Origin of the sequence: Oceanicola sp. 502str15, assembly GCF_024105635.1 — a bacterium.
Lineage (GTDB): Bacteria > Pseudomonadota > Alphaproteobacteria > Rhodobacterales > Rhodobacteraceae > Vannielia.
On the sequence record NZ_WYDQ01000001.1, the window covers coordinates 3,656,026 to 3,669,893 of the forward strand.

The 13,868-nt window shown below is 56.6% G+C and carries 8 protein-coding genes, 1 tRNA gene and 1 pseudogene; 2 read left to right on the forward strand and 8 right to left on the reverse strand.

From position 1 onward, the window contains the following. Positions 1-116: 116 nt before the first annotated feature. Complete coding sequence (gene selD / locus GTH22_RS17990) at positions 117-2,270, reverse strand: selenide, water dikinase SelD (RefSeq protein WP_252946970.1); 2,154 nt, start codon at positions 2,268-2,270, stop codon at positions 117-119. Between the two features lie 197 nt (positions 2,271-2,467). Between selD and GTH22_RS17995 the strand changes: the two genes are divergently transcribed. Continuing rightward, positions 2,468-2,544: transfer RNA gene (locus tag GTH22_RS17995), tRNA-Met, on the forward strand. A gap of 1,584 nt (positions 2,545-4,128) precedes the next feature. On the opposite strand, the gene GTH22_RS18000 is transcribed toward GTH22_RS17995, so the two are convergent. The 5 genes and pseudogenes from GTH22_RS18000 to GTH22_RS18020 all read right to left on the reverse strand — a co-directional run bounded on the left by GTH22_RS18000 (position 4,129) and on the right by GTH22_RS18020 (position 10,029). Continuing rightward, entirely contained in the window at positions 4,129-5,067 is a 939-nt protein-coding gene (locus GTH22_RS18000; protein ID WP_305884666.1) for a GDP-L-fucose synthase, read from the reverse strand. Between the two features lie 165 nt (positions 5,068-5,232). After that, positions 5,233-6,393, reverse strand: a complete 1,161-nt coding sequence (locus GTH22_RS18005; RefSeq protein WP_252946972.1) for a hypothetical protein — start codon at positions 6,391-6,393, stop codon at positions 5,233-5,235. A gap of 18 nt (positions 6,394-6,411) precedes the next feature. Continuing rightward, complete coding sequence (locus GTH22_RS18010) at positions 6,412-7,638, reverse strand: hypothetical protein (RefSeq protein WP_252946973.1); 1,227 nt, start codon at positions 7,636-7,638, stop codon at positions 6,412-6,414. Further along, positions 7,635-8,189: a hypothetical protein gene (locus GTH22_RS18015; protein ID WP_252946974.1), complete on the reverse strand. Its 555-nt coding sequence runs from the start codon at positions 8,187-8,189 to the stop codon at positions 7,635-7,637. Before GTH22_RS18015 ends, GTH22_RS18010 begins: the two co-directional genes overlap by 4 nt. A 751-nt stretch (positions 8,190-8,940) precedes the next feature. Beyond that, positions 8,941-10,029, reverse strand: a pseudogene (locus tag GTH22_RS18020) (IS3 family transposase). Between the two features lie 222 nt (positions 10,030-10,251). Here GTH22_RS18020 and GTH22_RS18025 point away from each other — a divergent pair. Beyond that, entirely contained in the window at positions 10,252-11,325 is a 1,074-nt protein-coding gene (locus GTH22_RS18025) for a hypothetical protein (RefSeq protein ID WP_252946975.1), read from the forward strand. Between the two features lie 61 nt (positions 11,326-11,386). On the opposite strand, the gene GTH22_RS18030 is transcribed toward GTH22_RS18025, so the two are convergent. Together GTH22_RS18030 and GTH22_RS18035 are read right to left on the reverse strand one after the other, a co-directional pair. Continuing rightward, a complete protein-coding gene (locus GTH22_RS18030) occupies positions 11,387-12,616 on the reverse strand; it encodes a glycosyltransferase (protein ID WP_252946976.1) in 1,230 nt (409 codons plus the stop codon). 508 nt (positions 12,617-13,124) lie between these two features. After that, positions 13,125-13,862 (reverse strand): FkbM family methyltransferase, encoded by a 738-nt coding sequence (locus GTH22_RS18035; RefSeq protein WP_371928390.1) that lies wholly within the window; start codon positions 13,860-13,862, stop codon positions 13,125-13,127. Positions 13,863-13,868 lie beyond the last annotated feature (6 nt).

Sequence of the window (13,868 nt, forward strand, 5' to 3'; positions counted from 1 at the left end):
CGCGGCTGTTTTGAAGGTGGGTCCATTGGGCGGGGGACGGAGTGGGGGCCAGCCCCCACACCCCCGGAGATATTTTCAGCAAGAAAATGAACAGGGCAGGGTGCCCGCGGGCGGAGTCAGTTCACCGTCAGGAAGGGCGCGCCTGCGGTGATCTGGCCGATGCGGGCGGCGGGGAAGCCCATGGTTTGAAGCTCGGAGACGAGCTTGCTGGCGCGGCCCGGGGGGACGGCGGCGAGTAGGCCGCCGGCGGTTTGCGGGTCGAACAGGAGGTCTGCTTCCGGCGGCGCAGGCGCGGGCAGGGCGATGCGGCTGGCCACGGCGGCGCGGTTTTCGCTGTAGAGCGTGGAGCGTATGCCACGGGTGGCCAGCTCGGCGGCGCCGGCGAGCAGCGGGACGGCCCCGAGCTTGAGGGAGGCGGAGACGCCGCTGGCCTCGCAGATGGCGAGCAGGTGGCCGGCGAGGCCGAAGCCGGTGACATCGGTCATGGCGTGGGCTGTGGCGAGCAGCCGGGCAGGGCCGCCCTGGGGGCGGGCCATGGAGGTGAGGGCGGCACCGACCCAGTCGGCCCGGACGGCGCCGCGCATGTCGGCGGCGAGGATCGTGCCGGTGCCGATGGGTTTGGTGAGGATCAGCGCATCGCCCACCTGAGCGTTTTCCAACCCCACGGGGAACTCGGTGCGCAGGCCGGTGACGGTGAAGCCCAGTTGCACCTCTGCCCCCATCGAGGAGTGTCCGCCGACCAGCTCGGCCCCCTCGGCGCGCAGCACCTCGCTGGCCGCGGCCAGCACTTCGCGCATGGAGCGGGTTTGCAGGGGCGGGGCCATGCGGGGCAGGGTGACGGAGGCGAGGGCGGCCTGGGGCCGGGCGCCCATGGCCCAGATGTCGCCCAGGGCGTGGACGGTGGCGATGCGCGACATCAGCGCGAGATCTTCGGTGAAGCCGCGCAGGTGGTCGGTGGTGATAACCTGCCAGTCGCCCTCCATCGCCAGAATCGCCGCGTCGTCGCCGGGCAGGCTCACCACGTCGTCGCGCTCGGGGGCGGGGAGATCGGCGAGGGCGGCCTTGAGGGCGGTCGGGGCGATCTTGGCACCGCAGCCGGCGCAGAGCATGGGCTCGTCGGAGGGGCCATCGGGGGCCATCTGCGGCAGATCGGTGAGCTTTTGCATGAAGCGGCGGTCGATCCGGTCTTTCAGGCGCCAGACCCAAGGGGCGGCGGCGGTGAGGCCGCGCTTTTCGCCGAGGGCGGATTTTTCGCCGAGCGAGACGAGCTTGAGGTAGTCGCGCTGGGGGCGGAAGGGGCGCAGCGGTTTGCCCCCCGTCACGGCGCGGCGCAGGTTTTCCTCGAGGACGGGCGCGGCGCGGACGGCGTAAACCCCGGCCTTGGGGCGTGGGCCCGGGTCGAAGTGGGCGCAGTCGCCGACCGCGAAGATCGCCGGGTCGGTGAGTGTGCGCAGGCCTTCGCCGGTGCGGATGAAGCCGTTTTCGAGGGCGAGGCCCGTGGTGGCGATCCAGTCGTGCGGCCGGGCACCGCCGGCGCCGATGATGAAATCGGCGGGCAGGGCGCGGCCCTCGGCCAGCACCACCTCGCCGGGGTCGATCCGGGTGACGGCGGCGTGCTCGTGCAGGGTGATCCCGGACCGGCGCAGGGTTTCGAAGAGCCGCGCGCGGGCGCTGCCGCCGAGGGCGGCGAGGGCAGGGCCGGCATCGACCAGCGTGACCTTTGGAGTGAGCCCGGTGGCGGCGAGGCGGTGGTGCGCGGCCATGGCCAGCTCGACGCCTGCCACCCCTGCGCCGATCACCACGACGCGGCCGGCGCCAGGGCTTTCGGTGAAGTTCTGCCAGCGGGTGGCGAAGGCGCCGAGCGGTTTGGCGGGACAGGCGTGCTCGGCAAAGCCGGGGAGCTGAGGCATGTCGGAGGTGACGCCGATGTCGAGCGAGGCGATGTCATAGCCGAGGCGGCGGATGCCCGCGGCGGTCTGCACCACGAGCTCGCCTGCCTCCCGGTCGAGCGCGGTGGCGTGCCCGTCGATCAGCCGCGCCCCGGCGAAGCGGGCGAGGCGGTGGAGGTCGATCTGCAGCGCATCGAGCGGGTAGTGCCCGGCGATGTGGCCGGGGAGCATGCCGGTGTAGGGGGCGGTGGGGCCGGGGTTGATGAGCGTCAGCCGGGCGCCCGCGATCGGGGACATGCCGAGGCGACGCAGCAGCAAGGCATGGGCATGGCCGCCACCGACCAGCACAATGTCTTTCGTCAGGCTCGGCAGGGCTTGCACGCGGGCGTCTCCAGAAGCTTTCGGCAGAGGATACCCGCCCGGGAGGGCAGGGAAAATGCCTGAGCTGGGGGTGATTGTTTCGGATCTGGGGTTTGGCGGCGCTGATGGCGCGAATTGTTGCCTGAATGGCAATGGTTGCTGCCGGTTTTTCCCCCTTGACGGCTTGGTCCGCGGCCTCTACATCGGCCCACGCTTCTGGCGGAGTAGCTCAGTTGGTTAGAGCAGCGGAATCATAATCCGCGTGTCGGGGGTTCAAGTCCCTCCTCCGCTACCAAGCCTTTCCTGACAGTTCGTGATGTGCGCCTAGAGCGCGGTGCGCCGTTTGGGCGTTCACCTGGGAAATCTTGCTCGGGTTTTCCTCTTTTCCGCTTGGGTTTTGCTGACGGGGCGAGGCCTGCATTGCGGCCCAGGGAGTGGGCATCCATGATACTTGGGCCCTGTTTCAAGCTGTGAGGTTATCGTGGCGATCTCTGGAATGGTTCGACCAGCGAGGGCCAAGCGGGTAATAGCTGTGCCCCATGGATCTGGGGAGGTAAGCCCCTCGATCTCAGTGGCCTTGCTGGCCGTGAGCGGTGACGCAAGGAAGCCCGACACGTTCGACGAGCTGTTTCTGCCTGTGGTGAGGATTGTCACTGCTGCTATAACCTTCGCTTTGAGCACTTCTGGAAGTGGCGTCCTGCCCGGGGTGGACACCGTTCCTCCGGTCTTGCTCTGTGCGAGGTGGATCACGTCGCCGGCAAACGCAGATCAGGTGGCTTGAGACTCATTTTCCCTTGTTGAAGTAAGTTGCGTTCCATCGCGGAGAGGGACGATGGAGGGCTCCAAGTTCAGCGAAGAGAAGATAATCGGGGTGCGAAGAGAGCGGGCAGCAGGGGTGTCGACGGTCAATGTCCGCCGGAAGCACAGGGTCGGTGGTGCCGCCTTCTCCGAGGGGAAATCGCGATACGCCGGCCTGGAGGTGTCGCATGTTCGGCGGGCGAGAGCGCTGGTAGAAGACGGGCCTTCGGGATGCGGCGCCCGATGCCGGTGCCCGAGGCTACCGACACATACTGGAGCTTGTATTCCGTCAGTGATGCGCCGACCGACGGGCGGCAGTTCCGGGCCTTGGCGGTGGTTGATGACTGCTGTTGGGAATGCCCGTCCTTGGCGCCGGGTGCGTTGTGCTCCGGTGAGCGGACAGTCGGTGTCTTGATGCAGTTATGGCACAATGCGACCATCCTGCGATGATGGTTCCGGACAATGGGACCGAGCTGAAGTCGATGGCCGTGCTCTTGTGGTGCCGACGCTCAGGCGTCGAGTGGCACCACATAGTTCCCGAAAGGCACAGGCAGAACTACCTTTTGGAGAGTTTAAACTGACGCTTCCGAGACGAGTTCCTAAAAAGAGACGTTGTTCTTGTCGTTGGTCGACGTTTGGGGCCATATCATAGTCTGACAGCACGACGCTAACCTCCGCCGGCCCTACTCGGGCCTTGAGAGCATCTCGCCGGCCACGTTCCTTGCCGGGAAGGGGGTGGCGATCTGTGCTGCGTAGCCCCGGAGGTCAACCTGCGGGTTTTTCTTATAGCTGGAAGAGAACGGAAATCGAGTCACAGTCTGCGCCAAGGCTATTCAAGGTAATTCAGAGGTATCGCATTAAACAATCGTAGTAGTTCGGGGGCGGAATCGAGTATTTTCTATTAGACATTGATAATGAATGATTTTTAGTTATTTTGATTCTTCAAATTACCCCGCAAACTACCCCCGATTCCGGCAGTTTTTGTTATCAATACATTACGTGAACAGTTCGATTCCCGATTTTCGCGCCATCCGGAAAATGCCCGCTGGGGCTGTGGAGGTGAACCCTCTTAACATCCCGCTCAGAACCCGTTCTTTAGCACTTCCTCATAGGTCGACCGAATCCCGTCCTTCAGGCTTCGTATGTTGTTCCATCCAAGCGCATGAAGCCGTGAACTATCCATCAGCTTCCGCGGCGTCCCGTCCGGCTTGCTGTCGTCGAACACCAGCTCGGCGTCGTAGCCCACCACCTCTGCGATTGTCTCCGCCAGCTCCCGGATCGACACCTCGACACCCGAGCCGACATTGATGTGCTCATAATCGTCGTAGTTCTGCAGCAGGAACACCAGCGCATCCGCCAAGTCGTCACAGTGAAGAAACTCCCTGAGCGGTTTGCCCGAGCCCCAGACGACAACCTCCTTGTCGCCACGCACCTTCGCCTCGTGGAACTTGCGCAGCAGCGCCGGCAGCACGTGGCTCGACTGCAGGTCGTAGTTGTCACCGGGCCCATAAAGGTTGGTCGGCATCGCCGAGATCCACTTGCGGCCATACTGCTTGCGATGCGCCTGGACGAGCTTGATGCCCGCGATCTTGGCGATCGCGTACCACTCGTTGGTCGACTCAAGCGGCCCCGTCAGCAGGCTGTCCTCGGGGATCGGCTGCGGCGCCATCTTCGGGTAGATGCAGGACGAGCCGAGGAACAGCAGACGCTCCACGTCGCACTCATGGGCGGCATGGATAATGTTGGCCTCGATCATCAGGTTCTCATAAAGGAAGTCGACCGGCCGCGTGTCGTTGGCCTGGATGCCGCCCACCTTGGCGGCGGCGAGGACGATCGCATCTGGGCGGGTCTCGGCCAACCACACGTTGACGGCCCGCTGGTTCACCAAGTCAACCACATCGCGCCCGGCCCGGATCACCTTGCACCCTTCGGCCTCCAGCCGCCGCGCAACCGCCCCACCGACCATGCCGCGGTGGCCGGCTACCCAGATTCGTGAAGCTGCCAAACCCTGAACTGTCATTGCTTGCAATCTCCTAAGGCGCGTAATGCGCTGTGCATGGTTGCACTCTCAAGTCATGCTGACCCCGAACGAGCAAAGGACGAGATCGTGTAAAGCCATACGGCAACGTCTTACTGTTTACGACCCGCTGACAGATTAGCGAACCCTCCGCAATGCGAAAATCCTCTAACAACGCGAAAGATCTCGCTTCTTCGGCCATCCGGTAATGAAAAACACAATTAAGAGTGCCTGAAACGGACTTTGCTCCAAACCCAGTGAAACAGAACACAACACAACCGCAGCAATATCAAACATACCACTCCTCTCGCGATAGCACTGCCTGGACAGATAGTAAGCGTACACCATTAAACCCAAAAATCCCGTTTGAATGAAAACATTTATGGGAAGTACCGCGGCCCCCATCCGACCGAGGAGCTCACTAGATATATAAGACAAACCCAAACCAAAGAAGGGTGAGGTCTCAAAAGCAAACCCAATGAAATACAACGGGGCTAGAAATCGAGACTGACCGGATCCGGACGAGAGAGGGTCGAAAAGTTTCCCCAAAGCCCCAGTAGGAATGAAATCCGATCCAATCGCGAAGTCAGCCGCAAGAACGCACGCTACAACTAGAAATGAAACAGCAAAAGCCCTTACGGCAAGATTCTCGGAACCCAACACCCACCATCTAACCAAAACCAATGCCGATATGGCGAGGCCAATTGCTGAACCGCTGGCGAGTGTACTAGACACCAGCCCGAGACAAAGCACCAAATTAGCTATGCCTCCACCCTTTGAGAGATAATAAGCCAGAGCACCAGCGGCAAGCGCATGCCAAGAAGGCTCCGAGAACAACCCAGATGGCCTTACGTCAAACTGAGATACAATTAAGTCACTCTCAAACCAACCTACAATACCCAGGGACTTAAGCGATAGGATGCTGAAGAAGTCGAGATAGAAGAAGAGCGTAACAAGTATCGCCGCCACCCTAAGAGCGGCGGGAAAGACAATTGCGACTTCATTCAATGCACGAGGACCTAAAGTCAAAGTCAAAAAAAATAGTGAAGTTCCAACGCCAGCCTTCACAACCTCAAATGTAGCAATACCGTTTGGTATTAACAAACTTATCGCCAAGAGAACAAGAAACCAACCAGCAACTTCGATGCAGTCCTTAAGTGCCGCGCCCACCCTCACTTGCAGAAGAGCCCACAAAACAAAACCGAACCCAGCCAGAAGGCATATTGGAACTCCAGCAAAAAAGACACTAGCCAAAAAACCCACATATATCGAAACAAAGCCAACGCTAACGGTTAGAGCACTGCGCCTAACGATAAACCCTTGTGACATTACCTACCCCCGCACCAATCACTTAGCGACACTGACAGCACACCGACGCAAGCCCAAGCCGGAAACTAGTACGACAGCGCTACAAAGCACAATAAGCACCACCCAAGAAACGTTTAGTACCCCCTGAATACCTATCACGAAGACCCACACTGAGAGAACTGCCGCCAAGTCATAGCAAACGACCATTACCTTTTTCATAGCAATCAATGCATTCTGATATAGAGACCTATAGGACCAAAATGCGAAGACAGCACCGATGGACACAGCCCTTAACGAAATCGGCTCCTTAACTGCATCGGCCCAGAAAACGATCCCAAGAGAAACAAGAGCCAAGGTCACTCCGCCCAGCGTCCAATAGGACAAGTCGATCCGCGCGGAAATATCCCTAACTAAAACTGCCTTAGATGCAACGGCACGAAATAAAATTATGTTAACAGTCTGTATGATAACTTGAAATCTATCAAAAATAGACCAGCAAACGGCCAAATCTGCGGCGCTGATGTAAGTTGAGCTCTGCAGTATAAAAAATAAAACTCTGTAAACCGACGAGTATAACACCCCTGAAACCCAAGATGGCCCAAGAAATCGGCGCAACAACGGAATGCTTGGAATAAGGTCTGACTTGCGCGCCAACCGACACTGCCTACCTTCTCCGTCGGTTACTCTAAAAAGAAAGTAGATATAAAGCATTGCCTTAAGTGCCCAAATTGCCGACATCGAAGCGTTCAGATAAAACGACTGCTTCACCAATTCCTCAAAAAGCACTACCGACAGAAAGAACAAAAAGGCAAAGAATATCTCGATTGCCGCAAATGCACCATAACGCCCCATGCCGAGCGCCAAACCTGCGACGGTAGTTGATAAGCTAAATGACACGACAAAGAGGGCAAGCCACATTAAAGGGGTGCCAGCAACACCCCAAAATGCCGAGAAAACATAGCAGAAACAGGTGGCTAACAGTACACTAGCCGGCAACCAAGCAACCAGTTGCAGCAGAGACCACCGCGCCAAGACCCTAGACCTACTCCCATAGTACATAAGAATTGAATGAAAGCCCAAGGATGAAAGGCCGGAAACCAGATAGCAAATGTTCTGCACTACGACAAAATCTGACAAAACTTCTTTTCCACCCCGGCTGAGGATTAACGTAATCGTAGCGAAATAAATGCAGCTCACCATCGCCACCCTCAACACAAGAACGGCAGCTTTGGAACCAAGCGCAAACGGTGTTCCGAGTTCTTTCAAGGACAGTCACCTTTGCTCTGAACAAGTCGAGAATACTGCCACTCCAGAGTGTCGATCCGCGCATCCCAGCTGAGCCAAGCAGGTGGTTCATCTAGCCGCAGGCGGTTGGGCATTTTAGTCGACGTCAGTGTATCATGAATAATGTCGGCGAGGTCCACGTCCGCTCGATACCTCTCCTCCGGAACATCGAACATCTCTTCCGACCCAAAAAGTGTTACTCCAGGTCGACCTCCAACGATCTCTTCGGAAAAGGACGTGCGGGGCACGAGAATGCATGATCCTGATCCTAGCGCTTCCCAGTAGGAAACAGTAAAGGTAGTGAAGATACAGCAGTCAGCTGCATTGAAAATGGCATTCAACTCTTCTGGTTTCTTTGGCCCAAGAAGAACCACGTTTTCACTTCGAGAAAGAAGCTTAGCTGCATTCTTGGAGACTGGACCAGCAATGAACAATCGCGCTCCGATGTGCCTTAGCCCACGGGCAACCTGATGAAATCGTTTTTCAACTTCGATACGTCCAGTGGCAATCCAAGCCACTTCATCGTGCCGCACTCCCAACTCCTTTCGAGTGACCTTCCGCAATTCGGGGTCTGGTTTAAACTGTTGAGCATCAACGCCGAGTGGGGCCAATGAGAACTCGACATCTTCGCGGCCAGTTACCGACAGGAAGTAGTCCCGGTTCGCGAAAACAGTGTGACGTACTATCGCTGGCGCGGAGGCACCATATTTTATGAATGCCCTCCGAACAATGTTGTCCAGCCGGTGTAATGGGGTAGCGCATCTATCGCCACGCTGTTCATGATCATATACAACAGGCTTCCCTAGATCCGATGCACGCTTTGCGGCTAACGCGGTAATACCCTGCCTAAAGTCTAGTACGTGTACTACATCGGCCCATGAGAAATCATTGTCGCTTAACCGAAACAGAACAAGATCGCCCAATCTCATATACGGCTTGCGCCTAATGATCTTCAAGTTCGGAATAGCTTCATACTCGTTTTCTCGGAGAGTTGGGTCACTTGCAGGGATGCGCGCCCTGTTCCACCTCCATCGCATAGGCGCGTTGGACGTTAGTACACGAACGTGATGCCCACGTCCTGCAAGACGACGAGAGAATTGGTTCTCACGGAAGCTGGACATCGATGTGTCGAAGAAGCCGCAAACCAAGAGTATTTTCATTTCGCCACCGCCCCGAACATACGTCCGTCAGATCTAGCCGGGAATTCGGCAGAGTTAAAGCGTTCAAGGGTATGATGTGCTACTCAACGCGCCCTCGGCCGCTGTAAGAGTTTCCGCCCTTCGATCAGGTGCACGGGCTGGTGTCGTGCGCTGATTTCATCAGCTCCGCCGGGACCTTGTGCCCGATGGCGCTGTGCGGCCGTTCCTCATTGTAATCTCTCCGCCAAGCCTCCAACTTTTCCGCCGCATCTTCATGGCTCATGAACCAATGGCAGTTCAGGCATTCTGCCCGGAATCGTCCATTGAACGCCTCGATGAAGGCGTTGTCCGTCGGTTTGCCTGGCCGAGAGAAGTCGAGGGTCACGCCGCGCTGGTAGGCCCAGAGTTCCATATCGCGGGAGATGAACTCGCTGCCCTGATCGACCCGGATCGTGACCGGATAGCCGATACGACGGCACACCTGGTCGAGCGTGGCCACCACGTCTTCGCCACGGTAGCTGAACCGCGCATCGAGCACCGGCACGTAGCGGGAGAAGGTGTCGACAACCGTCAGAACCCTGATCTTCCGCCCCGTTGCGAGTTGGTCATGCACGAAGTCCATGGCCCAGACGTCGTTCGGCCCGATCCTCCCGAAGCTTCGCCGTCACCCGGCGTTTCTGCGTCTTGTTCCTGAGCCGCATGCCCAACTCCTTGTAAATGCGATAGGTCCTCTTGGCACTGATCTCCCAGCCCTCGCGCTTCAGTAGCACGTGCACACGCCGATATCCGAACCGGACACGGGTCTGGCAAATCTCCCTGATCCGCTGTTCCGACGCGGCTTGGCCGGGCCGACGAGACTTGTAGCGGTAGGTTCTGGGATCGAACCGGATCACCGCACAGGCCCGGCGGATCGACACCTGCCAATCCGCCCGCATCTCATCGACCAGCGTCCTCATCCGGGCAGGCCTCAGAGCTTTCGCTTGATGACGTCCTGCAGCATCTCCTTGTCGAGCGACAGGTCCGCGACAATCTTCTTCGGCCGCGCATTCTCGTGCTCCAGCTCGCGAAGCCGCTTCATCTCCGACGGAATGAGCGCCGCATACTTCTTCTTCCAATTGAAGAAAGTCGCAGAGCTGATGCCCGCCCTCCTGCAGACTTCCGCGACAGGCGTCCCGTACCCCGCCCGCTTGATGATGACCGCCGTCTGCGGGTCCGTGAACTTCGATGCTTTCATGCGTTTCCGCTCCGCTCCCAGCCAAGGATTCGATGCGGAAAAATCTAACCAAAATCGAAGGCGTTTTAGGGGATCACATCACGGCCATATCGCCCCGCCGCGCAAGTTGCATCGGGACCTAAGCCGCTATAATGATCACGGGTGGGTGGACGGTCCGAGGAAACTTCAATCGAAGACCCAGCTCACCGATGCGAAGCGAAGGAATAGGCTGAGGACACAGTTGTGACCAAGATCATGTGGGTCGGAGGCAGCACTGCAGCGGGTGCGGCCGGTGGTGAGAGCGTAGTTGATCGACGACTCTTAGCCGAGCTCCGTAACTATGATATTACTATCCAAGCCTTCAACCCTCCTCCGGTGGGCGGCCTCAGGAAATCACTAAATTTATTATCCGGAAAGCCCCTTTACCGCGCTACATTCTACTCCAGTAAGCTGGTACAGTTATTTCAAAGAGAAATAGAGCGGACGCGTCCAGACATCGTGCTGATCTCTTGGGAACCCTTCGACTTCCTAGCAGAACATACGAAACTACCTAAGATTCTCCTAGCCCATAACGTCACCAGTGATTCACTGCTGCAAATATTTCCATCCTCTCGAGTATCCCAATGCTTCGCTCACCTTCATCGAAAGTGGGAGTCTCGTATTTACGGCCGCGACGATATTTTGGCAGTGCTCTGCCTTTCAGAAAGAGATGAAACCTTAATAAAAGAAATCTCTCCACATTCCGCAACTAGAACAATCTTACCTGGCTCGCCCCAATCCCTCGAGGCAACTGACGGCGTGGTGATCCGGGAAGTATTGGTATCCGGAACGTATGAATGGTATCCCAAAAGGCGGGACTTGAAACGTTTCCTTGAAGAGTTGCGTGCACTAGGTGGCAGCAGCATTCCGCTACTTTGGGATCACCCTCCTCCTTTGGAACTAAAGCATCTTGTCGCGCCAATTCTCGATGTTCCTGTCGCATCGAGAACCAACGCAGGGATTAGGGTGGGCCTGGTGCCCGATAGATTTACTGCTGGGTTCAAGTTAAAGGTTTCCCATTACATCGCCTCAAATTGCGTCGTTGCCTCCTACTGCGATGTTTCCCACGATTTCCTGTCAATAAAAGACCACGAGATATTTATTCGTAGGATTTACAGCGCTAATCAGATTTTGGAAATATTCTCAGATCTTGAGGCAATGGACCACAACGAACTAGGATCAAGGTTTAAAGACTTCCAGGACGCATGCGCCGAGAAGTTTCAGTGGCGGCGGGGAGCTGAAGTGATCACAGACATAGTGAATTGTCTAAGGATCTGATTGGCTGACGATATCCGAGGCAGATTGAGAAAACACAAGCTAACCGTCGTTCTCACATTACCTACGGCGCCGGTCCATTACTCGACTTCGTTTTTTCTGCTCTGGATATATCTTCTAAGAGCATGTCGACCGCTGAACTGACGGATCGCCCCTGGAGGTACAGATCCATGTCGTCTGTGGAGAAACTCGGCGAGCTCCATGCTTCCTTCAAAGCTCTAACCAAACTTGCATTGCCCTCTCGGTGCTCAAAATGAAGCCCTGTCCGTCCGTGGCTTACTGATGTTATCAACCCGCCCACTTTAGCGGCTATAACTGGCTTATGTCGCTGGTAGGCTTCGATCACTACAACTGGATTGGGGTCCGACCATTTCGAGGGCACTATCAGTGCATCAATTCTTGGAAAGTATGCTTCAGGCTTAACAACGCCAACATACTCAATTTCGTCATAGCCAGTGATGGACTTTTCCAACAATTCGACGTAACTTTGATCTCCACTCCCTGCGATCAACAGCTTAGCGAGACGCCTCTGCTCAATCCGTAAGAAGCCCAAGAACTCCTTAAAGGCTTCCACCAACTCTAGAACACCCTTATCATCGACAAGTCGCCCCAAGAACCCAAAACGTCGGATGTCGCCCAAATCACTCTTGGCCGCACGTGCCCCTCCTGAAGCGACCAACGGTGGCTCCATGACCTTTGCAACTGCCCTGCGAAAAAGTCCGTTAGAGCAGTGCCGTTCGAGAATGAACTCACTTGCACCGTAAACAACATCGACATTGCTACTAAGGCGCTTTTTTATCAAAGAGAAAACTCGGCACTTGAGGCATTGTGTGCCGCAATCACTCCGCCCGTTAAACATTGAAGAGGCGGTGCAGAGCAGTTGATAGTCATGCAGATAATGCACATGCACCACGCTCTCACCTTGCCAAAGCGGCGCCCACGCCGAACAAGATATACAACGCAAGTTGTGTGTAAAAATGACGGAAGGCTTCACCTCTTTTAGGAGCCTCCGAAAACGAACAGCAGAAACGGGGTTGAAGTTATCTAGCGCATGGAACGCGCTCTTACCAAATACGCTGTGTTCGCGCGGTGGATAAGGAAAATATACATTAGGATTTTTCATCCTATGATCGACTGGGCCGTGATTGACCTCGGTGCCCGGAATCGCCACAGATATCGACTTCGTAGGAACGCCTCTGGCATGAAGCTCGTCGCGAAGCACTTGTATAACTTTTTCCGCTCCGGCGTCGAACGGCGTGTTGTTTATCGTGTTTACAAATAGTATCGGTTGCATCTTAATCACAAGCTTCGGTAATTGTTGTCGGGTTCGCATATCACAGATCTAGAGGATCGGCCAAATCAAACTGCTAATCAAGTCGTGGGAATTTAGCCTCTGTAAAATTCAAGTGCTTTCGGACTGGACGCAACGGCATACCAGCGAACTCCCACCTAATATAAAGTGCCTTCACTGACAGGGACCTCGCGGCCTAGCTTGCTCCACAGCCACCGCGTACCCTCTGACCGACAAATGATTCTACGACAACCTATAACTAATCTTCATTGCGATTGCCTTTCAGTAATATGCAAGGTTGGACACCTAAATGACAAGCGAAGGGCTAGTTTATAGGGAGCTCGTTGGAGTGAAAGCGCTTTAAGAAGCCGCCGGGCTTCTACCGTGAGCTGACTTCGAGCCCTGGAGCCAGCGGGCGCGTAAAACTTAAAGAAGCTCTCTGCTCCACTTTTCAATGCCAGCTGCTCGCCATCGGCCAGTTGCGCGTCAAGCCAGCAAATGGATCGGTTCATCAGTTCGTTGATACTTTTATCGAACTTTGTACAAAAAGCATATCCGCCTGAACGGCGCGGCCGTTTCGGACCATCAGTGGGTCGACCAATACGCTGGAAAGCTCGAAGCCGTGCGCGGCCAGCCAAGGAATCAGCTCGTGTGCAAGCGGCTGGCCAGCGTACAGTTCGGCGAAAGACATCTCGCAGTAAATCCAATCAAAGCTATCGAGCAGTTCTTCGCAGCCTTTCAGCACCTCGCCTTCGTAACCTTGCACGTCGATCTTGAGAAGGGCCGGCGCATGCAGGTTTTCGCGGGTAAGCTCATCACTCAGTCGCGCGATCCGTATAGTTTCGGTGCCTATTATTTGTGTGCCCGGAAAAATCTCTGTTTGAGTTTCTGGCGCCAGCAGTGACGAACTGTCAGCACGCGCAGACACATTTATTTCTGCAGTCCCCGCTTCCGTTCCAAGCGCTGTGCGATGCAGCTCGACCACGGGGTCATCCCCAAGAACACGGAGGAAAGTCTCCGCAGGGGCTCGCATCGGCTCGAACGAGTAGACCTTTGCACTTGGTTGCACTAGGCGGCAGAGCAGAGCGAACTGACCGACATTTGCACCCACATCGATTACGGTCTTCAGAGGCCCAAGACCGGCAAGCAGCGCTTCATGCTCGTAGCTTGCAGCGACTCCGTGGCGCAGCGCTGACCGAGTGCGCCGATCGGATAGAGCTCGCCCGGCCTTCGCGAGCTTTCGCAGCACACTCAA

What these genes read in the sequence shown, in the direction of transcription:
- GTH22_RS18005 (WP_252946972.1), bottom strand. Translation starts at nt 6,393, where the DNA reads ATGTCACAAGGGTTTATCGTTAGGCGCAGTGCTCTAACCGTTAGCGTT.
- GTH22_RS18030 (WP_252946976.1), bottom strand. Translation starts at nt 12,616, where the DNA reads ATGCAACCGATACTATTTGTAAACACGATAAACAACACGCCGTTCGAC.
- GTH22_RS18000 (WP_305884666.1), bottom strand. Translation starts at nt 5,067, where the DNA reads ATGACAGTTCAGGGTTTGGCAGCTTCACGAATCTGGGTAGCCGGCCAC.